Genomic DNA, 25613 nt, shown 5'->3' with positions numbered 1-25613 from the left:
ATGCGCCGTCCGCCGATGTCGAGGTCGAGGCGCCAGCCGTCGCCCTCGCGGGTTGCCGCGCGGAGATGGGCCGGCACCCGCACCGCCGCCCCGCGGGAGGACGCGACCCCGCGCAGCCAGCGGTCGAACCGGGCTCGGTCGAGATGCCAGCGCGGCCCGTCGATGTCGCGCAACCCATCAGCCTCGGCAGGCTCCGGTCCGCCCCAGAGCGACCGGCCGCCATGGCACGGCGCATGGCCCTGAGCCCGGAAATCGTCCCACAGCCTCATGTCGGTCAGCAGCCGCCGCGCCGCCGGAGCGAGCGACTCCCCGATGCGGACGGCGGGAGTGTCCCGCCGGTCCAGCACCAGCACCCGCCGCAGCGGCGCGAGGTTGATGGCGAAGGCGGCACCGGCCGGCCCGGCGCCGACGACCACCGCATCCGCCTCGACCATCGTGTCGGCCCCGGTCACCGGAGACGGCTCAACCGACCGGACTCACCGGCCCGTCCTCACCGGCGCAGACCGTGCGGGAAGCGGCGCACCTTGTCGATCCGGCTGATATCAACGCTGTCCGGGGCGGGGAAGACGCCGCCCGTAGCGGCGGGCGCCTTCGTCGCCATCGTCGCGTGCAGCATCCGGTGCGCCTTGCCGTCCTTCTCGTCGCCGTCTGGGATCGGCTTATGCTGGTCCTCGACCTCGATCAGCTTCGGGAACAGCGCGGCCCCGACCGCGTCGACCGGTCCCGGACAGACTTCGACCACGCCGAGATGGTCGAAGTGATGGATCATGTTGTTGATCTGGTCGGTGTAGCTGGTGGTGCCGAGCGGCGCGATCCAGGCGGCACGGTTGGCGAAGGCGGCCAGACGGACCTGCTTCGGCTGGAGCTCGTCCATCACGATGGCATAGTTCTCCCGCGTCAGGACCTCGTTCGGGACGCGCGCTGGCCAGAACGTCGGGACGTAGGGATCGTAGGACTTGCCATAGCCCGACCGGCAGCTCGACGTATCGGTCTGCCACGGCACCGCCATCCAGCGGGTGATCCCGCCGGGCAGCTGGCCATAGAGGGGGCCGTTGGGAATGGTCACCGTGTCGCTGGACAGAACAGCACCCATGCCGGGCTCGACCCAGCCCTTGGGCGCGTGGGCGAAACGGAAGGGCGCCATGTACATGGTGGAATAGGGCACCGGCCACGTCATCTCGCAGCCGGGGTGGAAGGCATCGGCGAGGCAGAAATCCAGCGCCGCCCGGGTCAGGGTATCGCCCTGTTCGCGCAGGGGAACCTGGTCGAAATCGTCATGGACGGGGACCTTGCCCCAGTCGTCCTCGAAATCGCCGGCCACCCACTGGTCCAGCATGGCGAGCTGGGTGGCGGTCAGCGCCGTGTACTGGCGCGGGGTTTCCGCCGGCGGATTGCTCATGGCGTCGCCGTAGACCCAGGGCCACGGCGCCGGAGACCACGAATCGACGTCGTCGTGACGGAAAGCGTTCTTCAGGACGCGCCGGGTTTCCTGGTTGGCGAGGCTGCGGTCGTTCAGCCGCGCGATCCATTCCGGCTTGGTGAAATCCGACGGCGCGTTCCAGCCGAAGGCGGCGGCGAAGCCGGCGTTGACCCATTGCAGGCCGGTCATCCGTTCGAACACCGGATAGATGTCGTAGGTGAAGGACGGCCGCAAGGGCTTGTGGGCAGCGTGCCGGCCTTGATGGCGACGTCGCGCATCAGGTCCCACATCGTCCGGACGGACTTGCGCTGCGGTCCGTAGTTCGGCGGCCCGACCACCAGCCACGACGGCGTCACCGGCAGTTCGGCGCCGTTCAGCTTCACGGTGGCGGTGACCGGGCCGTCCGACACGTCGTCGTGCCAGCCCTCGTTGTTGCCAAAGGTGATCGCCTTGGTGCCGTCGTAGGACGCGGATTTGCCGAGACCGCCGGTCACCAGCAGCCGGCCGTCGTCCTCGCACCACATGCGGCCGAGATAGACCGGCTCTCCCTGGTGCATGAACCTGCCGGCCTTCATCTCGCGGCTCTGCTTGCCATGGCCGACATGGATGTCTTGCTGATCGGCGTCGAGGATCAGCGCCTTGCGGTCGGTCACCGTCGGGTTGCGCAGCGTGGTCGGATCGGCGGACGCCGCCTCGGGGATGTCGAGCGCCAGCTGATGTCGGCGCCCGACTTCGGTCCGGTCAGTTCGCGGACGATTTCACCCGCGGCGTTGCAGCCGTAGATGCGGAACCGGGCCGCCTGCGGGTAGAGCCTGCCTTTGGCGTCGCGATAGGGATTCTTCCCCGGATCGGAGCTTGCCATCAGCGGCTTCGGATTGGATACCTCCGGTCCCACGACATAGCCCTTGGGCGCATTGCCGACGCGGGCGACGCCGATCGAAGGATAGATCACCGCCTTGACGATGCAAGTATCGGACTTCGGCGGCGGCGCCGCGGCGCGCGGTGCTTCCGGCTGCTGGAGCGGATCGCCGTTGGCCTGATGGCGGACGGCGGCGCCATGCTCGTAGACGATCTTGCGGACGGCGGCGATGCTGCCCTGCGGAGCCTGCGCTTCCGGCGTGCGCCAGATGTTGAAGGCCAGCTGCTGGCCGTAGTCGCCCTGTCCGCGCGCCCCGACGTCCTGGCGGGGCAGCACCAGCGTCGCCACCGGCTTGTACGGATACAAATCATCCGGCCATTGCTGGGTCGCCTGGTCGAGCGGGTAGCCGGCGGTCTTCGGTACCATCTGCACCATGAAGGTGAAGCGGTACTCGTTTTCCGACAGACGAGCGGCCAGATCGGTCGCCATGTAGTTGGCGTCGTCGCTCGGCACGTTGATCGCCGGATGACCGGGCGGCAGCGCTTCGGGAACCAGCGAATACTTTGCGTGATAGTCGTTGCCCAAGGCGAAGGGCAGGATCGCCCAGTACTGAGTGGTCAGCACGCTGCCGTCGACCTGCGCCGACATCTTCTTGAGGATCTCGTCGGTCTTCGGGTGGGCGGCAAGATAGCCGGGATAATCCTTGAGGACGACGCCGGCATAGGTGAATTCGCACATCTCCTTGGCGTCGTCCACGAAGAAGACCGGGTAGTTCTGCATGATGAAGTCGGCGACGCCGCCGGTTTCGCCCAGCGCATCGACCCCGTCCACTCCCCACACCTTCAGGCCGATGCCGAGCGTCGAGCCGAGATCGGGCGAGGTCGGGGTGGTGTCGCTGGAAAAGCGCACCCAGGCCGGCAGGACGTCCTTGGCGAAGACGCCGATCTCCTTCAGAGCTTCGGGCCGGTCCTTGCGCATCTCCAGCCGGCCATGGGCAGCGCCGTGCAGCTTGCGGAACACCGCGCGTTCGGCCGGCGTCTGGCCCAAGGCGATCCGCTTCATCTGTCCCATGGCGATGAACATCTGGTCCAGCCGTCCTGTCGCATCGTCGGCGCAGTCGAAACAGGCGGGAATGGTCTGCTTGTCTTTGTCCACCGTCATGGGACTCCCTGTCTTTCGTTGTTGAGCATCGGATGCCGTCGGAATGGCCATCGATGCGAAATACTATTTTATGGAGAAATACGGTCGATCCTGACAAAGCTACGATAACGGTTTCACAATTACTAGCTCTTAAATTGAATAACTCTGTATTTCAAAAATTGAATAATGAATAAACATACCATGGTATTTTGCTAGCTCAAGATGTTTGGCTTCAACATATCTGTGTATGTGATATTAGTGTATTGAATACTATAAAATTTCAAAAAAACTTTCGGTCTTAAGGGTCTTTTGATTTGGAAAGCTGGATTTCGGGCTGAAGAGGCACGACCTACGGATGACGCCGGTCGGGAACGCCACTGTCGACGCAGGGCCGATTCGCAAGTCGGGCCGAAGAGGCCCGGCCTTGTCTCTTGGGAGTGCTAGCCGCCAAGTGTTGGGCCACGGCCCAACCTACGAAGCGGGCGCCTGTAGGTTGGGCCGTGGCCCAACCTACGAAGCGGGCGCCTGTAGGTTGGGCCGTGGCCCAACAATCACTGTCCACACCGGTCGATGTCTTTGGCCCCTGTTATAGGATCGGAGGATCAGGCCTGGGTCTGGCAGTCCATCGGCCGGAACTCGACCCGGCGGTCCAGCATGTCGGAATAGTCGTCCCGTCCGGTACCGACGATCGCTTCCGAAGAGCCGACGCCGCGCGTGGTGATGCGGTCGCTGACCTCGACCGATTGCCGGGCAAGGTCCTGCCAGACCTTATCGGCACGCGCCAGCGACAGCTGCTCGTTCAGCGCCATCGGTCCGGTGGGGCTGGTGTGGCCGACCAGTTCCAGGCATCGCCCGGACGGGCCCGTCCGCCGCGCCACCTGACGCAGCCACATGTCGTAGGAGCCCGTTATCTGCGGATCCGGCCAGTAGGCGGTCGAGGCGGGCCGGAACAGCATCATCAGGGCCAGACGGTCGTGCCGGAGGCCGAAATCGACCAGCCGTGAGAACGCCCCCTCCGCATCGCCGTCGCGCCCCAGACGCCAGTTGGCCAGATACAGGCCGTTGTGGACGCGGAGCTGATTGCCCGCCGGCGTCCGTTCTGCCGCCCGGAACAGATCGAGCGCCGCCTCGTAGCGGCCGGCGTCATAGGCCTGGATACCGTCGGCGATCAGAGCGGCGGCCAGGATGCCGTCCAGATAGGACGGAGCGACCGGTTCCCCGACCTTCGACAGGCAGGTCTGGAGGTAGCCCTTGATGCCGTCGTCGACGACCCAGGCGGGACTCTCCTTGAAGAAGGTGGTCGGCTCGCTATCGACTCCGTCGGTCCGCGCCCATGCCATGCCGTGCCCGACCACGACGCCGGTCCGGAGATCGGCCAGCGAGAACCAGATGCGGTAGGCCTGCGGCACGCCGGGAGCGAGACCTTCGGGACCGGCGCCCCGCACGCTCCCGACCAGAACCAGCGGCGACTGGCTGATGGTTTCGGTATTCATCGGGCGGAGGTCGTAATTGGGCTGGCTGGCCTGGATGAACGAAGCCAGCCGCTGCTCCATCGTGCGGGTGGCCGCCGTCTGGCCGCCGACCGCGCCGTCCACCAGCGGGTCGATCACGACCATCTGCGGCGTCGAACCGGACCGCATTTCCGGCGGGACGCTCGCGAACAGGTCCGCCGCCGCTCGCTCGACAGCGGCTTCGAGCGGCAGCGCCTCCGAAGGCGGGGGAGGAAGCGTGGGAGCAGGCGGCACCGGAAGGCTGACCAGGGTCGGAACGGCTGCCTGCTGGACAGGTGCCGGGGTCTGGGAGGCTTCCTCCCGCGTCAGATTGGAGCATCCGGGCAAGGCTGCCAGCAGCAGGCCGGTCAGCAGGACGGCCGGCCGCGAGACGCCGGAACTCATGGTGGAGCGGTAGCTTCGCATCATCGATCTGCTCTCTGTCACTGGGTCCTGTCGAAGAACACCCATATAGGCCGAAAACGCCGGCTGAGAGTTCCGGGCCTCCAACAAAGGTGCCGGACGACGGAAACGTTCGGTCTTCATAAGTGTCTTAAACTTTCGGGTTAGCCGTACCTACCTCCTGGCCGGCCCGAAATATGAACTTTTTGTTACACTCCGTCTCCAGGCGGCTATTCCGGCCGGACGGACCGGCCGCCCAATAAGACAATGCGGGAGGGAACGAGGCGTGACCAGTCTCGATGAACGCTACGAGCCGATCGCGGTCGAAGACCGTGACGACATCGGCTCCAACAATTCGGCCAATGTGCCGCTTATCGAAATCACCCAGGCATGCCCCAGCCGCCGGGGCCTTCTGAAAGGCCTGATGGCGTCGACGGCCGCCGTCGCCGCTTCGGGAGCCTTGCCGAAGATGGTGGGCGCCGCCGCGGCGGAAGAGGCGGCGAAGGGACCCTCGACGCTGACGTTTACCCAGGCGCCGCACAAGATCGGCGAGGGCCATCAGGTAGCTCCCGGCTACAATGCCGATATCCTGATCCGCTGGGGCGACAAGGTGATCGAGGGAGCGCCGGCCTTCGATCCGATGCATCAGACGGGTGCGGCCCAGGAAAAGCAGTTCGGCTACAACTGCGACTACATCGGCTATCAGCCGCTGCCGCTCGGCTCGAACAGCTCGGACCATGGCCTGCTCGGCATCAACCACGAATACACCACCCCGGACCTGATGTTCACCGACTGGTACCGGCCGCCGGAAGCCGGCAAGACGGAGCCGACCGAGCGCGGCACTACGCCGGAGGAAACTCAGGTCGAGCTGGCGGCCCACGGCCATACGATCATCGAGGTCAAGAAGGAGCAGGGCGTCTGGCGGGTAGTGGAGAACAGCCCCTATGCCCGCCGCATCACCATGAACACCGCCTGCCGGATCTCCGGCCCCGCGGCGGGGCACGACCGGATGAAGACCAACGCTGACCCGACCGGCACCGAGGTCTTCGGCGTGCTCAACAACTGCGCCGGGGGCAAGACGCCCTGGGGCACGATCATGATCTCGGAAGAGAACTTCAACGGCTACTTCGGCGGCGGCGATCCCGCGAATATGCCGGAAGCCGCAAACTACAAGCGCTACGGCATCTCCGCCAAGTCGCGCTACTGGTGGCGCGAGAGCGTGGACCGCTTCGACCTTGCGAAGGAGCCGAACGAACCGAACCGCTTCGGCTGGATGACCGAATACGACCCCTACGACGCGTCCTCGACCCCGGTCAAGCGGACGGCGCTGGGCCGCTTCAAGCACGAAGGCGCCACCAGCATCGTCAACAAGGACGGGCGCGTCGTCTTCTACTCCGGCGACGACGAGCGGTTCGATTATCTGTATCGCTTCGTCACGGCCGGTCGCTACGATCCGGCGAACCGCGCGGCAAACCGCGACCTGCTGGACAGCGGCACCCTCTCCGCCGCCAAGTTCAACAGTGACGGCTCGCTGGAGTGGCTGCCGCTGGTCCATGGACGGGGACCGCTGACGGCGGCCAACGGCTTCAACTCCCAGGCAGACGTGCTGATCGAGACGCGGCGCGCGGCCGACATGGTCGGCGCAACACCGATGGACAGGCCGGAAGACGTGGAGCCCAATCCGGTCAACGGCCGGGTCTACGTCATGCTGACCAACAATACGCAGCGGAAGGACAGCCAGGTCGATGCCGTCAATCCCCGCGCCGCGAACCGCCACGGCCAGATCGTCGAGCTGATCCCGCCGGGCGGAGAGGGTGCGCAGGCCGACCATGCGGCCGACCGCTACAACTGGACCCATGTGCTGCTGGCCGGCAACCCAGCCAAGCCGGAGGATAAGGCCGTCTACCATCCGGCGAGCGACGTCTGGCTGTCGTCGCCCGACAACTGCGCCTTCGACCCGCGCGGCCGCCTGTGGATCTCGACCGACCAGGGAGAGGCGCAGACCAAGAACGGCATTCCGGATGGGATGTATGCCTGCGACCTGACTGGCCCTGGCCGTGCGCTGGTGAAGTTCTTCTTCGCCTGCCCCATCGGGGCGGAGATGTGCGGACCCGAGTTCACCCCTGACGGCAAGACCCTGTTCGTCGCGGTCCAGCATCCATCGGAGGTCCTGGGCGCCACCGTCGAGAAACCGGCCACCCGCTGGCCGGACTTCAAGGACGGGATGCCGCCGCGACCGTCGGTGGTGGTGATCACCAAGCAGGACGGCGGCGAGATCGGCGCCTGATCGGGGACGCGCCGCGCCCGTGGGAGCGGCGCGTCCCCTTGTCAGCCCCTCACCCGAACGCTCAGGGCGCCGTTTCCGGTTGCCTCCAAGCTGAGCGCGGTCAGGTCCTTCACCCAGTTCTCCGCCGCCAGCGCCTCCGGGGCGAGATGCGTGGCAAGCACTATGACGTGGGCGCCGGCGGCGTGACCGGCCTTGAAACCGGCCGGGGCATCTTCCAGGACGATCGTGTCCTGGGGATCGAAGCCAAGCTCACGCGCGGCACGGACATAGCCGGATGGGTCCGGCTTGCCGGCGGGGACATCCTCGGCGGTGATCAGGATGCCGGGCATCGGCAAACCGACCAGTTCCAAGCGAGCTTCGGCCATGGGGCGGGTGGCCGACGTCACGATGGCCCAGCGGTCCGGCGGGAGTGCCGCCACCAAGGCCTTGGCGCCGGGCACAGCAACGATGCCGTCGGTATCCAGCATCATCCGCCCTTCGACGACGGCGGTTTCGGCAGCGGGATCGACGCCGGCGGGCGCGAACTCCTCGATCGTTTCGATCGTGCGGCGGCCATGGCAAACCCGGAGGATGGCTTCGGCATCGACACCGTAGCGCGCGGCCCAGGCTCGCCATGTCCGCTCGACGACCACCGTGGTATCCACCAGGGTCCCGTCCAGGTCGAACAGGACGGCGTCGCACTGGATCAGCGCTTCTTCAATCAGGGGCATGTAGTTGGCTCATGGGGACGGGAAACAGGAACCGGGACATCATCGGTAATGCGCGTTCCGGAGAGATGTTCCCCCTACCGGCGCCGACGGCATCGGCATCCGGATTCACTTGACGTGGATGCGCATGACGATGTCCTGGTCGTGGTTGCCGAACTGCTTGCCGAAGATGTTGACGCCGCCGGGCCGCTGCGCGCCCTCGTCGATGCCGACACGGAGGCGGATCGAGTGATGTTCCAGCAGGCCTAGCCGGTCCAGCGTGACATCCGATGCCCTGGTGCCGTTGACGCTGGTCCCTTTGCCGGAAACGACCCAGGTCGTCAGGTGTCCGTACTGCGATCCTTCCAGCTTCCACCAGCGCGGCGTCAGCCGGCCGCGCTTGTCGCCGTAGTCGCCCGGCGAGGTCCAGGTCCCGACCTTGACGTCGTTGACCCAGATGCTGATGTCGGACGGCCAGTCGGCGTTGGTGCCGGGCACTTCCGACGACAGCTCCATCGTGAACTCGATCGCCTCGACCTCGGCGTTCAGTACGCGCGCGTTGTTGGGGAACTTGTATTCGACATGGCCGCGCCAGAACCAGAGCAGCGACGCCTTCATGCGGCTGGGGTCCAGGAAGAAGTCGGGCACGTCGAGCAGGCCGATCACCCCTTCCGACGAGCACAGGCCGCAGGGGGCAGTGACGCTGCAACTGGTGTAGAGGCCGATCGGCATCGCGACTTCGATCAGGTTGGTCTTCTGCTGGAGCGGCGGATCGTCGAACCGGACCAGGATCTCGCCGTAGCGGGCGTAGCAGATCTTCTGCCTGCCCTTGTTGGCCTTCATCGCCTGGGTTTCGATCAGGCCGCAGGCTTCCAGCGTCTGGACGTTGGTGGCGACGGTCGATTGCGGCAGGTCGAGCGCTTCGCTGATCTCGTTGACGTTCAGCGGTCCGCGATGGCGAAGCAGGCGCAGGATCATCATCCGGGGCATCGACGCCAGAGCCTTTACGATCTCAACGTCGCGGTCGGGGCTGATGCTGAGGATGTCGCTGCTGACAGTAGGCTGGTCGTTCACATCAAGCTCCGCGTTGATGGTATGACTATATCCGATTTTTTGATACGAAGCCATGCTCAGCCGATCCATTCCGCGCTGCACAATGACTTCTTGCGATCGACTATATCGTAAAATCTGATATATATAGAATTTTCTGTTGACGACTGTCCATAACGCGATTAGCGTTCGAAGCAATCAGACCATAAGAAACAAGCGAACCCATCGCTGAAAAAAGGGGAGGAACATGCCCGCTCTCGGAACGACGATTCTCAGAAAAGCCGCGTGCGCCGCCATAGCATTGCTGCTGGGGACGGCAGCCTATGTCCCGTCCGCCGCCGAGGCCCAGGACATCATTTCCAGCCTGCCGAGAAAAGAAACACTGATCCTTGAGAATCCCGAAGGGACGATCAAGAACGCCGGCTGGTTCAACATCTGGGCCATCAATGCCGGCGGCCAGTATACCGGTCTCCAGCAGTTGGCGATGGACACGCTGTGGTACATCGATCCGGAAAAGGGCCTCGAAGGCCCGATCGACAACTCGCTGGCGGCCGAAGCGCCCAAGTATAACGCCGATTTCACAGAGATGACGGTGAAACTGCGGCCGGGCATCTTCTGGAGCGACGGGGTCGAATTCACGGCGGACGACGTCGTCTACACCGTCGAAACCCAGATGAAGAACACCGGCATGCGCTGGGGGCCGATCCTGTCGCTCAATGTCGACAGCGTTTCGTCACCCGACCCGCAGACCGTCGTCTTCAAGCTGAAGCGCCCGAACTCCCGTTTCCATGCTCTGTTCACGGTGCGCTTCAACGCCATCTGGATCATGCCGAAGCACGTCTTCGAAAAAGCGCCCGATCCGATGCGCTTCGACTTCAACAAGCCGGTCTCGCTCGGCGCCTATGCGCTGCACAGCTTCGATCCCGAGGGCAAGTGGTTCATCTGGCAGCGCCGCGACGACTGGCAGCGCACCACGCTGGGCCGGTTCGGCGAACCGGGACCGAAATACGCCGTCTATGTCGATGGCGGTCCGCCGGACAAGCGCGTGATCGCACAAATGAACCATAACATGGACGTAGTCCACGACGTGGCGCCGGAGGGGATGTTCACCCTGGCCAAGCAGTCCAAGTCGTCGCGCGGCTGGTTCAAGGACTTCCCCTACGCCCACCCCGATCCGACGCTGCCCGCCCTGCTGTTCAACCTCCAGCGCGCCGATTTCCAGAGCAAGGACGTGCGCTGGGCGCTGGCGCTGCTGATCGACATCAAGGCCGTCTCGATGGCCTCGTACCGGGGGGCCGCGACCATCTCGGCCATCGGCATCCCGCCGACCGGCACCCATCCCGACGACTACCACATCCCGATGCAGGACTGGCTCAAGGGCTTCGAGCTGGATACCGGCAAGCAGAAGATCAAGCCCTACGACCCGACCGTCGGCAAGCAGATCGCCGACATGCTGCGGCCTTCCATGAAGGAGCAGATCCCGACCGACCAGAAGGCGATCGACAAGTCGTTCGGCATGGGCTGGTGGAAGCCCAACCCGCAGGCGGCGCAGGAACTTCTCCAGAAGGCCGGCTTCACCAAGCGCGGCAGCAACTGGTACACGCCCGAAGGCAAGCCCTTCGCGATCCGCGTCATGGTCGAGGGCGAATCCCGTCCCGTCATCACCCGCGCCGGCACCATGATCGCCCAGCAATGGCGTCAGTTCGGCATCGACGCCAAGACGGAACTGGCCCAGGGCACCATGCTCGACCGCCGCAACGCCGGCGATTTCGACACGCTGATAAGCTGGAGCGTCGAGAGCTACGGCGGCCATCCCGACTTGGCCTACTTCCTCGATAGCTGGCACTCGCAATACGTAATGCCCGCCGGCAAGCCGCAGGCTCCGCGCAACTATATGCGCTGGTCGTCGCCGGAACTGGACGGCATCATCGAGAAGATCCGGGGCGTCGCGTTCGACGATCCGCGCTCGATCGAGCTTGGCCGCGACTACGTCAAGTTGGCGGTGCAGGAAATGCCGACGATCCCGCTGATGGCCTACAACGTCTTCGTGGCGATGGACGACACCTACTGGACCGGGTATCCGACGGCGGAGGACCCGTATGCCAACCCGGTGCCGAACTGGGGCAACTCGCGGTACATGATGGTGCGTCTGAAGCCTCGGCAATAGTGGAAGAGCAGCCGGAAGGTGTTGTTGGGCCACGGCCCAACCTACAGGCTTCTGCTTCGTAGGTTGGGCCGTGGCCCAACATTCCCCCAGCGTACCGAAAAACCGACGCCAAGCATCAGGGATCGCTCCCATGAAAACCTACGCCATCTATCTGGCGAAGCGTCTGCTGCAATTCGTGCTGGTCGTCTTCATCGGCATCAACCTGACCTACGTGATCTCGCATGCGACGCCGATCGACCCGGTCGAGCAGACGATCTCCGCCCTGACTTCCTTCGGCAACACCAGTCCCGAAGCGATCGAGACGATGCGGGAGTCGCTTCGCGAGTTGTACGGGATGTCCGGGACGCCGGTGGAGCAGTACCTATCGTTCTGGAGCCGGATCGTCGTCGGAGACTTCGGGCCGTCGCTGTCGGCTTTCCCGACCCCCGTGTCGGAACTGATCCTGCGAGCTCTCCCCTGGACCATCGGGCTGCTGGTGGTGGCGACCGTGCTGGCGTGGCTGCTCGGCAACCTGCTGGGCGGGCTGGCCGGATACTACAGGAAGAACAGGCTGTTGAAGGCGATGGGTCTGATCGCCATGGGGCTGCATCCGATGCCCTACTACGTCGTCGCCTTCGTGCTGCTGGTCGTGTTCGGCTTCATGTGGCCGGTGCTGCCGATCAGCGGCGGCTCCGGCATCGGAGTGGATCGAGGTTTCAGCTTCGACTTCGTCTACAGCGTCTTCCTCCATTCCCTGCTGCCGGCGCTGTCGCTGGTGCTGGTGGGCTTGGGCGGCTGGTTCCTCGGCATGCGGGCGCTGGTCTCCAATATCGTGACGGAGGACTACGTCGTCTATGCCGAACTGGGCGGCGTCGACCGGCGGCGCATCCTCGGTTCCTACGTGATGCGGAATGCCCTGGTGCCGCAGGTCACCGGCCTCGCGATGTCGCTCGGCGCGATCTTCACCGGCGCCATCATCACGGAGGAAGTGTTTGGCTACCCCGGCATCGGCTCCCTGCTGGTCGATGCGGTCCATGCCGGCGACTACAGCCTCGTACTGGGCATCACCTCGGTCTCCATCGTCGCGGTGTCGCTGGCCGTGCTGGTGATCGACCTGCTCTACCCGCTCCTCGATCCCCGCGTGCAGGTGGAGTAAAGCCATGCTCAAGATCTTTCGCGACCTCCTGCGCTTCAATCTGGAATTCGCCATCGGCACGCTGATCGTCTCGATCATCGTCGGACTGTCGGTGCTGTCGTTCTTCTCCCCCTACCCGCCCGAAGACATCTACGTCGTGGCGCCCGACGTGCCGCCGTCATGGGAATACTGGCTGGGCACCACCTCGCGCGGCCAGGACGTGTTCTGGCAGATGACGGCTGCACTTCGGAACACGCTGCTGTTCGGCATCGCGGTGGCGGCGATCAGCCGGGTCATCTCGCTGACCATCGGGCTGGTGTCGGGCTACATGGGCGGCATGACCGACCGGGTGCTGATGTCGATCAACGACACCTTCATCATCATCCCGCTGTTCCCGATCCTGGTGCTGTTCTACTTCGTGATGCGCGACAGCATGTCGTGGGCGCTGCTGGCGCTGATCATGGCGGCGCTGGGCTGGGCCTATGACGCCCGCCTGATCCGCTCCGTCGCGATGAGCCTGCGGACGCGCGAATTCACCTCGCAGTGCATCTTCTCCGGCATGAGCCCGCGCCAGATCATGACGCGGGAGCACCTGCCCTACGTGCTGCCGATCGTGTTCTCGACCACGCTCAACAACATGAACTGGTCGATCGGCATGGAAGTGACCCTGTCGGTCCTGGGCTTCACCGACATCAACACGCCGACCATCGGCAGCATGCTGTACTGGGCCAACCAGCATACCGCCCTGGTGGCGGGCGTCTGGTGGTGGATCGCTTTGCCGGTGATCGCCGTGATGATGCTGTTCATCGGGCTCTACCTGCTGGCGACGGCGCTGAACGAATACATCGATCCCCGCAGCCGGCTCAGCCGGATGGGAGGTGCCGCATGACGCTCCACCAGCTCAACAACCATCTCAACTCGGTGCCGGAAACGGCTCCCACATCACCGGCGCTGCGCGTCGACGGGCTCAAGGCCTATTACCAGACGCGCTGGTTCGGCATCACCCGCGAGGTGCGGGCGGTGGACGACATCACGCTCCGGATCGAGCACGACGAGATCTACGGCATCGCCGGCGAGTCCTCGTCCGGCAAAAGCTCGCTGATCAAGACGATAGCGGGCGCCATCCGGCCGCCGCTCAACGTCGTCAGCGGCTCGGTCAACTTCGACTTCGGGACACGCAAGGTCGATCTCTATTCCTTGAAGCCGGAGGAGCGCACCGCGATCCGGTGGAAGCACCTTGCCTATATCATGCAAGGCTCGATGAGCGTGCTGAACCCGCTGCGGCGGGTCCGGCAGAGCTTCGTCGATTTCGCCTTCCGCCACATGGGGCTGCCCATGCCGGCCTTCCTCAGGGCGGTCGAGGAGCACCTGCTCAAGCTGCATCTTCAGCCCGGCGTCCTGGACTCCTATCCACACGAGCTTTCCGGCGGGATGCGCCAGCGCGTCGTGATCGCCCTGGCGACCGTCTGCCGCCCCGGCTTCATCATCGCGGACGAACCGACCACGGCGCTCGACGTGGTCGTCCAGAAGAGCGTGCTGACGATGATCCGGGAAGTGCAGCGCGAGATGCGAGCCTCCATCCTGTTCGTCACCCACGACATGGCGGTCCACGCCAACCTGACCGACCGGCTGGGCATCATGTATGCCGGGCGACTGGTGGAAGAGGGCCGTACCCGCGACCTCTTCCGCAATCCGCGCCATCCCTACACCATCCACCTGATCCGCAGCCTGCCCCGGATCGGCGACGCCGAGCCGCGCAAGGGGCTGGAGGGCACGCCGCCCAACCTTGCCGACCCGCCGCCCGGCTGCCGCTTCCATCCCCGCTGCCCGATCGCCATGGACGTCTGCCGCGTCGTGGTCCCTCCTATGCAGTCGCTGGGAGGCGGACATCGCGTCGCCTGCCATGCCGTAACCGGGGGGACCGTACAATGAGCGGGGCGGACACGGCACTTCTCGACGTGCGGGGCGTCAGCCGCAGCTTCTGGACCGGCGGGCTGCTGTCCCGGCGGCGGATCGATGCGGTCAAGGACGTCAGCTTCACCCTGACGGACGCGCGGCCGGAGATCTTCACGATCATCGGCGAGTCCGGCAGCGGCAAGTCCACGCTGGCCCGCATGATCCTGAACGGGATGACGCCGACCGGCGGAAGCATCGCGTTCGGCGGCGAGGACCTGACGACCATCAGGAAGACGCGCGACCGGATGCGCTTCATGAGCCGGGTGCAGCCGATCTTCCAGAACCCGTTCGAAAGCTTCAACCCGCTGAGCAAGGTCGACCGCTACCTGACCATGACCGCCCGGAACTTCACCGACGCACGGTCGCAGGCGGAGACGGATGCCGCATCCGACCGGGCGCTGCGCAAGGTCGGGCTGTCGCTGGCGGAGGTCAAGGACCGCTTCCCGCATGAGCTGTCCGGCGGCCAGCTCCAGCGCATCGCCATCGCCCGCGCGCTGATCCCCGGCCCCCGGCTGATCGTGGCGGACGAGCCGGTGTCGATGGTCGACGCCTCCCTCCGGGTCGCCATCGTCAACCTGTTCAAGGATTTGCGCGACGAGCTGAAGGTCTCGATCATCTACATCACCCACGACCTTGCGACCGCCTACTACATCAGCGACCGCATCATCATCATGCAGAAGGGCGAAGTGGTGGAAAGCGGCGACGCCCGCGCCGTGCTGGACAACCCGCAGCACCCCTACTCGATCCTGCTGAAGAACTCGGTGCTCTCGCCCGACGTCCCGGATGACGACGAGCCCCAAACCATCGAGCGGGACCGCGCCGCCCGCTCCTACTGAAACCAAATCACCTATCAGGAGACTTCCCCATGTTGAAGGCTGAGGTTCTGATCGACCGCGACTTCGCGGTTGGAGCGACCGACCCGCGCCTGTTCGGCGCCTTCGTCGAACACCTTGGCCGCTGCGTCTACGGCGGCCTGTTCGAACCCGGCCACCCCGAGGCTGACGAACGCGGCTTCCGCCGCGACGTGATGGCGCTGGTCAAGGAGCTGGCCCCAACGATCATGCGCTATCCCGGCGGCAACTTCGTGTCCGGCTACAACTGGGAAGACGGCGTCGGGCCGGTCGAGAACCGGCCGCGCCGGCTGGATCTCGCGTGGTTCTCGACCGAGCCGAACACCTTCGGCACCAACGAATTCATCGACTGGTGCCGCGAAGCCGGGATCGAGCCGATGCTGGCCGTCAACCTCGGCACCCGGGGCGCCGACGCCGCCCGCCACTACCTGGAATACTGCAACCATCCCAGCGGCACGGCGCTGTCCGACCTCCGCCGCAGCCACGGCTGGGAACAGCCGCACGACGTCAAGTTCTGGTGCCTGGGCAACGAGATGGACGGCCCGTGGCAGATGGAGCGGAAGACGGCGACCGAATACGCCCGCATCGCCACCGAGACGGCGAAGATGATGAAGTGGACGGACAAGACGGTCGAACTGGCGGTCTGCGGCTCGTCGGCCCGCAACATGCCGACCTTCGGCGAGTGGGAATACACGGTCCTCGACCATACCTTCGACCATGTCGAGTTCATTTCCCTGCACACCTACTTCAACAACTACGCCCACGACACGGCGGCCTTCCTCGCCAGCCCCGACCTGATGGACAGCTTCATCGACGAGGTCGTGGCGATCGCCGACGCGGTGGCGGCGAAGCGGCGGTCGTCCAAGCGCATCATGCTCAGCTTCGACGAATGGAACGTCTGGTACCGCACCCGCGGCAAGGGCGAAGGCCGGGCGAAGCCGGGCTGGCCGGAAGCGCCCCAGATCCTGGAAGAGATCTACACGATGGAGGACGCTCTGACCTTCGGCGGCGCCTGCATCTCGCTGCTGAACCATGCGGACCGCGTTAAGTCGGCCTGCCTCGCCCAGCTGGTCAACGCCATCGCGCCGATCATGACGGAGACCGGCGGTCCGGCGTGGCGGCAGACGATCTTCCACCCGTTCGCCCAGATGAGCAACCTGGGACGCGGCAACGTCCTGCGCTCGAAGGTAAATTCCCCGACCTATTCAGCTCGCTACTACGACCCGCGCGGCGCCGAGGAACTGTACTACCCGATGCCGGAGGTGCCCTATGTCAAGGTGGCGAGCGTCCATAACGAGGACGACAAAACGCTGACCCTGTTCGTCCTGAACCGCCACCTGGATGAGTCGATCACCCTCGACCTCGACGCCCGAGGCTTCAACGACTTGACGCTGGACCATGCGCTGGAACTGCGCCACGACGACCTTCAGATCACCAACACGAAGGACGCACCGGACACGGTCAGCCCCGTGGCGCTCGACGGCGTGCAGGTCCAGGGAGGCCGCGTTCAGGCAACGCTGGCTCCGGCGTCCTGGAACGTCATCCGGCTGAAGACGCAGAACTGACGGCGCAGTCTCCGGGGTCGTCTCCGCGGTCGTCGCCCAGGCACGCGAACCAGCTTCGCGTCGCCTGGGCGATGGTGTCGGGGTTCCACAGCGGCGCTTCGCGCCAGTAGTCGATATCGTTCAGGACCCGGCGAACGCCCTCCTCGAACGAGATCCGGGGCTGCCAGCCAAGTTCCGACGTGATGCGGCCGATGTCGGCCCAGGTGCAGTCGGGTTCGCCGGGCCGCTTCGGGATGTAGACGATGTCGCCGCGCAGCAGTTCGACCAGCCGGTTGACGGTCTGCGGATTGCCGGCGCCGACATTGTAGACCCGGCCGGAACGCTCGGTTTCCGCCGCCGCCAGGAAGGCTTCGGCGATGTCGGAGGCGTAGAGGAAGTCGCGGCTCTGCATCCCGTCGCCGACGACCGTGAACGGCTTGCCCGCCAGCTTCTGGCGCAGGAACACGCCGAAGACGGCGCCGTAGGCGCCTGACGTGCGCGACCGGATGCCGTAGGCGTTGAAGATCCGGATCGAGTTGGCCGGCAGCCGGTAGACCTGATGCCAGTGCAGGACAGCCTGTTCGCCCTGATACTTGCTGAGCGCGTAGGGATACTGCGGCTGGATTGGATGATCCTCGGTCGTCGGCGTGACCGCCAGCCCATAGCAGGACGACGAGGCGGCGTAGACCAGCTTGGCGACGCCGGCGGCGCGGGCGCATTCCAGCACCTGGACGGTGCCCTGGACGTTGGTGGACATGTAATCGACCGGCCGCTCGATCGACGGCACGATGTCGCCGATGCCGGCGAAGTGGAAGACATAGCGAGCATCCTTGAACAGCGGATGCCCCGGCTCCAGCGCGCGCATGTCGATCTTCTCGAACGACAGGTTGGGATCGGCGGCGTGATGGGCCAGATTGGCTTCCCGCCCGCCGACCAGATTGTCGATCACGCGCACGGCGTAGCCGCGCTCCAGCAGCAGGTCCACCATATGGCTGCCGATGAAGCCAGCGCCGCCGGTGACGACGGCGACGGGGCGGGGCGAAAGGCTGGCGGAGGAAGGATTGGTCATGCCGCGTGCAGCCTCTTCATGGTGCGGATATTGTAGTACCAGTCGTCCGACATGCTGTCCGGCAGCGCGCCCTCGCGGAAGGCCCGGCACAGGTCGCGCACCGCGTCCTCGACGGTGTGGCGGGGCTTGAAGCCGAGCACGCGGAAGATCTTGTCGGAATTGATATGGTAGGAGCGCAGGTCGTCGGACGGCGTCGTGACGATGTCGATGTCGGCGCGGCCGGGAAACTCCTCCGCGACGACGCGCTTCACCAGCCCGGCGATGTCCCGGATGGTCAGGTTCTCGGTCCCGCAATTGAAGATCTGGTCGGTGACCAGCTCGTCCGGCGCCGACAGCAGCAGCTTGCACAGGTCGGCGTAGTCCTGGATATGCAGGTTGGGCCGAAGCTGCTCGCCGCCGAACACCAGGATACGGCCGTTGGTCACGGCATGGTTGGTCAGGATGTTGACGGACAGGTCGAGCCGCTGGCGCGGACCGTAGCCGCACACCGTGGCAGGGCGGTAGATCACGCCGACGAAACCGTCGTCGGTATACTTCTTCAGGACGGTTTCGCACTCGCCCTTGTACTTGCTGTAGAGGGTGAGCGGCAGGAGAGCGTGGTCCTCGGTGACGTTGGGCTGTTCCGACACGCCGTAGACCGAACTGCTGGAAGCGTAGACGAACCGCCTGACCCCGGCGGCCTTGGCGGCGGCGACCATCGGTTCGAAGGCGTCGAAGTTGATCGTGGTCGACAACTGCTCGTCGAGTTCGAAACTGGCGTCGTTGGAGATGCAGGCGAGGTGGAGTACCGCCTGATGGCCGGCCATGGCGGTGGCCAGCTTGGCGGTATCGCGGATATCGCCCTGCACGACCGTCAGGTTCGGGTGATCCTTGGGCAGGAAATGGTCGCCGAAATACAGGATGTCGTAGACCGTCACTCTGTAACCGAGATCCAGCAGTTGCGGCACCAGCAGACTGCCGCAATAGCCGGCGCCTCCGGTCACGAGAACCGAGTCGAACCTTTTGATCACGCTCATTTTTTCGATCCTGCTCAAACTCGCCCGGGCAGCCGCCGATCGGGAACCTGTTGAGCCGGAGCGAAGCACGGCAGGGATTGAAATTTGGTTAACGAGTCGTTGCCGGGGTTAGGCTTGGGGCTGATGCACGGCGGCGGTTCGCCGCGTTGCCATCCAAATCAGGATCCCGAACACGGCCAGCAGCGCCCCGAAGATGCTGACGCCGTTCCAGCCAAAGGCGTTCCAGACCATCGTGGCGCCGGCGGAACCGGTGGCGCCGCCGATGAACATGCCGCTCATGAAGATCGTGTTCAAACGGCTGCGGGCTTCGGGACGGAGCGAATAAATCACGTGCTGGTTCGAGACCAGGGCGCTCTGCACCCCGAAATCGAGGACGACGACGCCGGCGACGAGACCCGGGATCGTGGCCCACAAGCCGAGCAGGAGCCAGGAGCCGAGCGTGAGCAGCGATCCTAAGCAGATGACCAGATCAGGCCCCCGGCGATCCGCAAGCTTGCCGGCCAGCGGGGCCGCCAGGATGCCGATCGCGCCGACGATGCCGAACAAGCCGGCGACATCGGCTCCAAGATTGAAAACCGGCTCTTCGAGCCGCAACGCCAGGATGGTCCAGAAGGCGGAGAACGAAGCGAATAGAGCCGCTTGCAGGATCGTCGAGCGGCGCAACGCGGGTTCGTTGCGCCAGATTTCGACCAGGGACATCAGCGCTTTGCCGTAGCGGATGGTCGACTGCGGATGTGTCCGAGGCAAAACAGCCGCCATGACGACCGAGGCGCCAAGCGCCACCGGCGCCGCGATCCAGAACATTTCGCGCCAGCCGAAATGGGAGCCGACGAACCCGCCGACCGTCCGGCTGAGCAGGATGCCGGTCAGGACGCCGCCCATGACGGTGCCGATCGTGGCGCCCCGCTTCTCCGGAGCCGAGAGCGTGGCCGCCAGGGGGACGATCTGCTGTGCTACCGTGGCGCTGGCCCCGACCAGCAGGGAGGCGGCGACGAGCAGCAGGGCGGTCGGAGCGATGGCGGCAAGGACCAGCGAAAACGCCAGGATGCCGAATTGGACGACGATCAGGCGCCGCCGGTCCATCAGGTCGCCGAGTGGCAGGAACAGGAACAGGCTGATGGCATAGCCGAGTTGCGTGGCGGTCGGGATCAAGCCGGTCGTGTCCGATCCGGCGAAGTCCCGTTCGATGATCGCCAGCATCGGCTGGTTGTAATAGATATTGGCGACGGCAATGCCGGCAGCAGCAGCCATCATGAAGGTCAGTCCTCGCCCGAGGACGAAATCCTTGTGGGACGGAGCGGTGTCCGTCGTTTCGGTAGTCATCTCGCAATCCTTGTTTCTTCGGCAGGCCGGAGGCTCGGCCGGATCAGATCGCCCCGAGAGCCGCCTTGATCCGTTCGGGGCTGAGCGGCATGTCACGCAGGCGAAGGCCGGTCGCATCCGCGACGGCGTTAGCGAATGCCGCCGCCGTCGGTCCCTGCGCCGCTTCGGCCGTGCCGAGGAAGGGCAGGCCGGGTCGGTCCAACACGTGAACCTCGATGGTGTCGGGCATGTCCTCGAACCGCAGGATCGGATAGGCGCTCCAGTCGAAGCTGGTCCTGCGGTCGGGGGAGAACGTCATTTCCTCGCGGCTGGTCCAGCTCAGCGATTGGATGATGCCGCCTTCGATCTGGTTTCTGATGCCATCGGGATTGACCGCCTGCCCGCTGTCGACGGCGGCGACCGCACGCCTGACCCTGACGCGGCCGGTCTCGCGGTCGATCTCGACCTCCATCGCAACGGCGCAGTAGGCGCCGAGATTCTTGTAGCGGGCGAACCCCATGCCGCAGCCCCGGACGCCATCGCCGCGGGCTCGGCTCTGCCAGCCGAAGCGGCCGGCCATCGTTGTCATAACCTCCCTGGCTCGCTCGTCCTTCATGTGGGCCAGCCGGAGTTCGAGGGGATCGACGCCGCCGGCCCGCGCCAACTCGTCGAACATGCATTCGATCGAGAAGACGTTGAGATGGGCGCCGAGCGAGCGGAGCGCCGAGACGCGCAGCGGCATGTCCTTCAGGAAATGATAGGTCACCTGCATGTTCGGCAGATCGTAGAGCGGGTTGGAGTTGCGGCTGCCGTCGCCTTCCGGCATCGGTATCGGCTTGCCCTCCGGCACCGGGAACGGCTTGGCGACCTCTCCCCCCGCGATGACCCCGCCGGCCCCGACCGGGCGGTTGTTGTGCGGGTTGCTCCAGACCTCATGCTTCCAGGTGACGATGCGCTTGTCCGTGTCGAGCGAGGCTTCCAGTTCGGTCAGCATGCCCGGTCCCAGCGGCTCCCAGCCGAACTCCTCCTCGCGCGTCCATTGCAGGCGGATGGGCCGGCCGGGCATGTCCCATGCGATCAGCGCCGCGTCGGCGGCCACGTCGTCGGCGCCGTTCTGGCCGTAGCAGCCGGACCCCTCGACATGAATGGCGTGGACCTTCTCGGGCGGTAGCCCGACGAGTTCGGCCACGACGCGGCGGACGTCGAAGGTCCCCTGGCTGTGGGTCCACACCGTTATCGCGCCGTCCTGGAAATGCGCCATCGCACAGGACGGGCCGATCGAGCCGTGGTTCAGCCACGGGCGCGAATAGCGGGCATTGACCGTCGATGCTGCGGGAGCGGTTGCATTCCGGGTGTCCAGGATACCGATGTCGCGGGACGGCAATCCCTTGAGGGTCGCGGCGACATCGCCTGAGGGAAGCGGCGAGGCCGTCCGGACGAACGGGGCATCCTGGAACTTCCGGAGCGCCGTTATCGCCGTCCACTCGCGCTCCGCGACGACCGCGAGAAAGTTTCCCTGGCGGACGACCTTCACGACACCCGGAAGTGCTGAGATCGCCGCGATGTCCGAGGACTGGAAGCGCGTGCCGAAGCTCGGTCCCCTCAGCATGCGGGCGTGCAGCATTCCGGGAAGGCGCATGTCCTGGAGGTAGGCCGGTTCGCCGGTCAGCTTGCCTGGAATGTCCACCCGCCGCAGGCTGGCGCCCATCGTGCGGTAGCGGGCGGGATCGCGCAGCGGCGCGTCGGCAGCGGCCTCGACATGGAGCGACAGGGAGGAGGCGGCCGGGCCGTAGCCGAGCGTCCGCCCTTCTGGTCCAGTCAGATTTCCCATGCCGTCGGTGTCGATGCCGGCGGGTTCGACGTTCCAGGTCCGGGCAGCCTCCCGCACCAGCAGCATTCGGACATTCGCAGCCGCGTTGCGGATCGCCGACCCGCTGTCCTGCATCGAATGGCTGCCCGCGGTCAGGCCCTCGTCCGGTGTCAGCACCGTATCGGCGGTGATGAGGTGGATGGCGGTGGGCGGAACGTCGAGTTCCTCGGCGGCGACCTGGATCAGGGCGGTCCGGATACCCTGCCCCAGTTCGACCTTGCCGGTGAACACCGTGACCTTGCCGTCGGCGTCGATTCGTATCCAGGAGTCCAGCATCGGGGACGATTTCAGGCTGCCGGGCAGATGGGGAGCGACGACCGCCGGGCCGGCGCTGCCCTCCCCTCCTCCGGCCAACTGGCCGAACGCGCGGGACGAGAGCGAGAAGGCGACGACCAGCGCGCTTCCCGACAGGAAGGTGCGGCGCGAAAGCTGCGTGGCGGTATTAGCGGTCATTGTCCGCTCTCCAGGATGGCGAGTTTGCCGCTCATCATGTCGGCGGCTCGGCGGACCGCGCGCAATATCCGCATATGCGTGCCGCACCGGCACAAGTTGGGCTGCATATGGGCACGGATATCGGTTTCGGTCGGCGACGGGTTGCGGTCGAGCAGCGCCTGTGCCCGCATGATCATGCCGGCGATGCAGTAGCCGCACTGGGCGGCCTGCTCTGTTTCGAAGGCCTGCTGCAGTACGCCCGGCTTGTCGAGGGTGCCGAGCCCCTCGACGGTCGTGATCCGCCGCCCTTCGAGTGCCGCTACCGGCAGCAGGCAGGAGAAGACAGCCTTGCCGTCGAGCTGGACCGTGCAGGCGCCGCACTGTCCCAGGCCGCAGCCGTATTTGGCACCGTTCAATCCTAAGTCGTTGCGCAGCGCGTAGAGCAGCGGCGTCGCGGGTTCGGCGTCGATGCGCCGCTCGGCGCCGTTGACGTTCAGGATGATTGTCATGGCTGCTCCTTCGCGTTCAGAGCCTCTTCGACCGAGTCTTCCAGGGCTGTCCAGGGTTGCCGCTCGCTGTAGCGCGACCGCAGATAGGCCGTGATTTGCCCGATCTGAGAGCTAGTCAGGCTGTCTCCGAATGGCGGCATCAGGGCCGTGCGACCGGCCTGGGCCGCTGGCAGCCCGTTGACGACGGCCTGAACGGCGTTGCGCGGATGGTCGGCTTGCAGGGCGCTGACGAACGACAGCGACGGGCGGCCCTGCGCCATCATGGGCGCTCCCGGCCCGTGGCACGTGGCGCAAGCGCCGGCGAACAGGGCGGCTCCCTCCGGGTGCTCGCGTGTGGCCTCCACCTCCCGGTCCACCGGCGGCAGACTGCCTGCTTTCGGTCCGTCACGCTCCAGCAGGGAGGCGACGTAGACGGCGATCGAGCGGACGTCGTCGTCCGGAGCGCCGGAAAGCCCGTGCGCTACAGGTCCCATTGGACCGTTGGCGATGCCATGCTCCGCATCCATTCCGGTGCGGAGGTACCGGTACACCGCATCGACCGTCCAAGGATGGGCGGTGCGGTTGGCGGCGTTCAGCGGCGGGGCATCCCAGCCCTCCGCTATTCCGCCGGCGAACGGCTTGCCGCGCTCCTCGCCGCCGGCGATGTTGCGCGGCGTGTGACAGCCGCCGCAATGGCCGAAACCCTCGACCAGATAGCGGCCCCGGTTCCACTCGTCGCTTTGGCCGGTGACCGGCAGCACGGGATCTTCGTGCAGGAACAGCAGCTTCCAGCCGGCCAGTAGGGGCCGGAAACCGAGTGGCGGAATCAGGCGGTTTTCCGGCGTTTTCTGGAGCACCGGGCCGCGCGTCATTAGGAAGGCGTAGATAGCGTCGAGATCGGCGTCGGTGACGCGCGTGAAGTGCTCATACGGCAAGGCTGGATACAGGTGCTCGCCGTCACGCGAGACGCCGTCCCGCATCGCCCGCCGGAACGCCGCCGCCGACCAGTTGCCGATGCCGGTCCGCTGGTCGGGCGTGATGTTGGTGGCGTAAAGCGTCCCGAACGGCGTTTCCAAGGCCCGGCCGCCGGCAAACGCCGGTCCCCTCTCCGCCGTGTGGCAGACGACGCAGTCGCCGATCGCAACCAGCGCCGCACCCCGGTGGATGGTGGCAGCGTCGAAGTCGGCCAGTTTCGGCGGTGCCATGGCGGGGATTTCCGTCTGCCAGGCTATCGCCAGGAAGACTAGCGAGCCCAGGACGCCAGCCGCCGCAGCGGCGGACAGCGCCGCCAGGACCGCCCGGCGTTTCATCGGTCCCTCGCTCCGGAACGCATCAAGGGCTCGTAGTCGGTGTAGCCTTCGGCATCGCCGCCGTACCAGCCGACGTGGCGCGGTTCGTTGAACGATCCGCCGGCCTCGATCCGGGCCGGCAGATCGGGGTTGGCGATGAACTGCCGCGCGAAAGACGCAAGGTCGATGGCGCCGCTCGAAACCAGTTCGTCGGCCTTGTCCGGGGTCAGGCCGCCGTTCAGGATCAGGGGGCCGGTGAAGTGCGGGCGGATCATGCGCAGCAACTCGTCTCGGTCGGGCTTGCCGGCCCAGGCGTTGGTGTCGGCGATCTCGATGAAGGCGACGCCCTGCCTTTGCAGCATCGCCGCGACCCAGGTATAGGTTTCCGCCGGATCGGGATCGCGGGGGCTGTTGTAGCCGGCGGTCGGGGAGAGACGGACGCCGACGCGGTCGATCGGCATGACCTCGGCGATGTTCTCTATGATCTCTTGCAGAAACCGCGCGCGGTTCTGCGGGGCGCCGCCGTAGCGGTCGGTGCGCCGGTTGGTCGTCGGCGACAGGAATTGGTGCGGCAGGTAGCCGTTCGCGGCGTGAACCTCGACCCCGTCGAAACCGGCGGCCCAGGCATTGGCGGCGGCTTGACGGTACTGCTGGACGATCTCCTCGACCTCGGCGGTCTCCAAGGCCCGCGACGGCGTCGCGGCGATCCGGACGTAGCGGCCATTGGCCAGGAGCGCCCAGACCTGCAAGGCGTCGAGGTCGTCGTTGACTGGCGACGGGGCCAGGGGCTGGCGGCCTTCGAGCAGGCCTTGCGCCCCGACCCGGCCACCGTGCCAGAGCTGGCAGAAGATCCGCCCGCCCGCCGCGTGGACGGCATCGACGACCGGACGCCAGCCGGCGACCTGCTCGTCGGAATAGATGCCGGGCGCCTTCTCGAACGGGACCGACATGGGGGAGACGTTGGTCGCCTCGGTGATGATCAGACCGGCGCTGGCCCGCTGTTCGTAGTAGGCGGCGTTCAGTGGGGTCGGCACGTCGCCCGCCCCTGCCCGGCAGCGGGTCATCGGTGCCATGACTACCCGGTTGGACAGCGTAAGGTCGCCTAGCTGGAATGGCTTCGACAAACTGGTCATGGGTTCTCCTGCCGCTCGGGCTATAGGCCGAGTTCGAGTGCCGACCGT

The 25613-nt window shown here is 65.8% G+C and carries 19 protein-coding genes and 1 pseudogene; 7 read left to right on the top strand and 13 right to left on the bottom strand.

Annotated features, from left to right (window positions below):
• The 4 genes and pseudogenes from N826_RS06625 to N826_RS06615 form a co-directional block, all read right to left on the bottom strand.
• The coding region (locus N826_RS06625) for an NAD(P)/FAD-dependent oxidoreductase (RefSeq protein ID WP_247870464.1) at positions 1 to 452 on the bottom strand (452 nt) is incomplete at its 3' end.
• Between the two features lie 38 nt (positions 453 to 490).
• Positions 491 to 1654, bottom strand: coding sequence for a LodA/GoxA family CTQ-dependent oxidase (locus N826_RS45190; protein WP_244619469.1), 1164 nt, complete (start codon positions 1652 to 1654; stop codon positions 491 to 493).
• A pseudogene (locus tag N826_RS45185) lies at positions 1606 to 2705 on the bottom strand (LodA/GoxA family CTQ-dependent oxidase). The gene N826_RS45190 and the pseudogene N826_RS45185 overlap by 49 nt, the downstream one beginning before the upstream one ends.
• 1316 nt (positions 2706 to 4021) lie before the next feature.
• Positions 4022 to 5338: an OmpA family protein gene (locus N826_RS06615; RefSeq protein ID WP_147040297.1), complete on the bottom strand. Its 1317-nt coding sequence runs from the start codon at positions 5336 to 5338 to the stop codon at positions 4022 to 4024.
• Between the two features lie 259 nt (positions 5339 to 5597).
• On the opposite strand from N826_RS06615, the gene N826_RS06610 reads away from it, so the two are divergent.
• Positions 5598 to 7598 carry a PhoX family protein gene (locus N826_RS06610; protein WP_084720536.1) on the top strand — a complete coding sequence of 667 codons (2001 nt, stop codon included), beginning with the start codon at positions 5598 to 5600 and terminating at the stop codon, positions 7596 to 7598.
• A 41-nt stretch (positions 7599 to 7639) separates the two neighbouring features.
• Here the strand turns inward: N826_RS06610 and N826_RS06605 are convergent, their stop codons facing one another.
• Both N826_RS06605 and N826_RS06600 read right to left on the bottom strand, forming a co-directional pair.
• A complete protein-coding gene (locus tag N826_RS06605) occupies positions 7640 to 8308 on the bottom strand; it encodes an HAD-IA family hydrolase (protein ID WP_044426841.1) in 669 nt (222 codons plus the stop codon).
• A 105-nt stretch (positions 8309 to 8413) separates the two neighbouring features.
• On the bottom strand, positions 8414 to 9358 hold the full coding sequence (locus N826_RS06600) for an ArsR/SmtB family transcription factor (protein WP_244619468.1): 945 nt from the start codon (positions 9356 to 9358) through the stop codon (positions 8414 to 8416).
• 223 nt (positions 9359 to 9581) lie between these two features.
• Between N826_RS06600 and N826_RS06595 the strand changes: the two genes are divergently transcribed.
• The 6 genes from N826_RS06595 to arfA all read left to right on the top strand — a co-directional run bounded on the left by N826_RS06595 (position 9582) and on the right by arfA (position 16987).
• A complete protein-coding gene (locus N826_RS06595; protein ID WP_084720535.1) occupies positions 9582 to 11501 on the top strand; it encodes an ABC transporter substrate-binding protein in 1920 nt (639 codons plus the stop codon).
• Between the two features lie 130 nt (positions 11502 to 11631).
• Positions 11632 to 12636 (top strand): ABC transporter permease, encoded by a 1005-nt coding sequence (locus N826_RS06590; RefSeq protein ID WP_044426840.1) that lies wholly within the window; start codon positions 11632 to 11634, stop codon positions 12634 to 12636.
• A gap of 4 nt (positions 12637 to 12640) precedes the next feature.
• On the top strand, positions 12641 to 13504 hold the full coding sequence (locus N826_RS06585) for an ABC transporter permease (RefSeq protein ID WP_044426838.1): 864 nt from the start codon (positions 12641 to 12643) through the stop codon (positions 13502 to 13504).
• The gene (locus N826_RS06580) at positions 13501 to 14547 is read left to right on the top strand and encodes an ABC transporter ATP-binding protein (protein WP_084720534.1); all 1047 of its coding nucleotides are present in this window, start codon (positions 13501 to 13503) and stop codon (positions 14545 to 14547) included. Before N826_RS06585 ends, N826_RS06580 begins: the two co-directional genes overlap by 4 nt.
• Positions 14544 to 15407, top strand: coding sequence for an ABC transporter ATP-binding protein (locus N826_RS06575; RefSeq protein ID WP_044426835.1), 864 nt, complete (start codon positions 14544 to 14546; stop codon positions 15405 to 15407). The genes N826_RS06580 and N826_RS06575 overlap by 4 nt, the downstream gene beginning before the upstream one ends.
• 29 nt (positions 15408 to 15436) lie before the next feature.
• A complete protein-coding gene (gene arfA, locus N826_RS06570; protein ID WP_044426833.1) occupies positions 15437 to 16987 on the top strand; it encodes an arabinosylfuranosidase ArfA in 1551 nt (516 codons plus the stop codon).
• On the opposite strand, the gene N826_RS06565 is transcribed toward arfA, so the two are convergent.
• The 7 genes from N826_RS06565 to N826_RS06535 form a co-directional block, all read right to left on the bottom strand.
• Positions 16962 to 18035 carry an NAD-dependent epimerase/dehydratase family protein gene (locus tag N826_RS06565; protein WP_044426830.1) on the bottom strand — a complete coding sequence of 358 codons (1074 nt, stop codon included), beginning with the start codon at positions 18033 to 18035 and terminating at the stop codon, positions 16962 to 16964. The two genes, arfA and N826_RS06565, sit on opposite strands and share 26 nt — an antisense overlap.
• Positions 18032 to 19051 (bottom strand): NAD-dependent epimerase/dehydratase family protein, encoded by a 1020-nt coding sequence (locus tag N826_RS06560; RefSeq protein WP_211099225.1) that lies wholly within the window; start codon positions 19049 to 19051, stop codon positions 18032 to 18034. The genes N826_RS06565 and N826_RS06560 overlap by 4 nt, the downstream gene beginning before the upstream one ends.
• A 108-nt stretch (positions 19052 to 19159) precedes the next feature.
• On the bottom strand, positions 19160 to 20374 hold the full coding sequence (locus N826_RS06555; protein ID WP_044426827.1) for an MFS transporter: 1215 nt from the start codon (positions 20372 to 20374) through the stop codon (positions 19160 to 19162).
• Positions 20375 to 20417: 43 nt separating this feature from the next.
• Positions 20418 to 22676 carry a xanthine dehydrogenase family protein molybdopterin-binding subunit gene (locus tag N826_RS06550; protein ID WP_044426824.1) on the bottom strand — a complete coding sequence of 753 codons (2259 nt, stop codon included), beginning with the start codon at positions 22674 to 22676 and terminating at the stop codon, positions 20418 to 20420.
• The gene (locus N826_RS06545) at positions 22673 to 23164 is read right to left on the bottom strand and encodes a (2Fe-2S)-binding protein (protein ID WP_044426821.1); all 492 of its coding nucleotides are present in this window, start codon (positions 23162 to 23164) and stop codon (positions 22673 to 22675) included. Before N826_RS06545 ends, N826_RS06550 begins: the two co-directional genes overlap by 4 nt.
• Positions 23161 to 24453: a c-type cytochrome gene (locus tag N826_RS06540; RefSeq protein WP_044426818.1), complete on the bottom strand. Its 1293-nt coding sequence runs from the start codon at positions 24451 to 24453 to the stop codon at positions 23161 to 23163. The genes N826_RS06545 and N826_RS06540 overlap by 4 nt, the downstream gene beginning before the upstream one ends.
• Complete coding sequence (locus N826_RS06535; protein WP_044426816.1) at positions 24450 to 25565, bottom strand: alkene reductase; 1116 nt, start codon at positions 25563 to 25565, stop codon at positions 24450 to 24452. Before N826_RS06535 ends, N826_RS06540 begins: the two co-directional genes overlap by 4 nt.
• Positions 25566 to 25613: the final 48 nt, after the last annotated feature.

This window comes from Skermanella aerolata KACC 11604 (assembly GCF_000936425.1).
Classification (GTDB): domain Bacteria; phylum Pseudomonadota; class Alphaproteobacteria; order Azospirillales; family Azospirillaceae; genus Skermanella; species Skermanella aerolata.
Note: the sequence above shows the minus strand (reverse complement) of the source record. Positions and strands in the feature narration are given on the sequence as shown.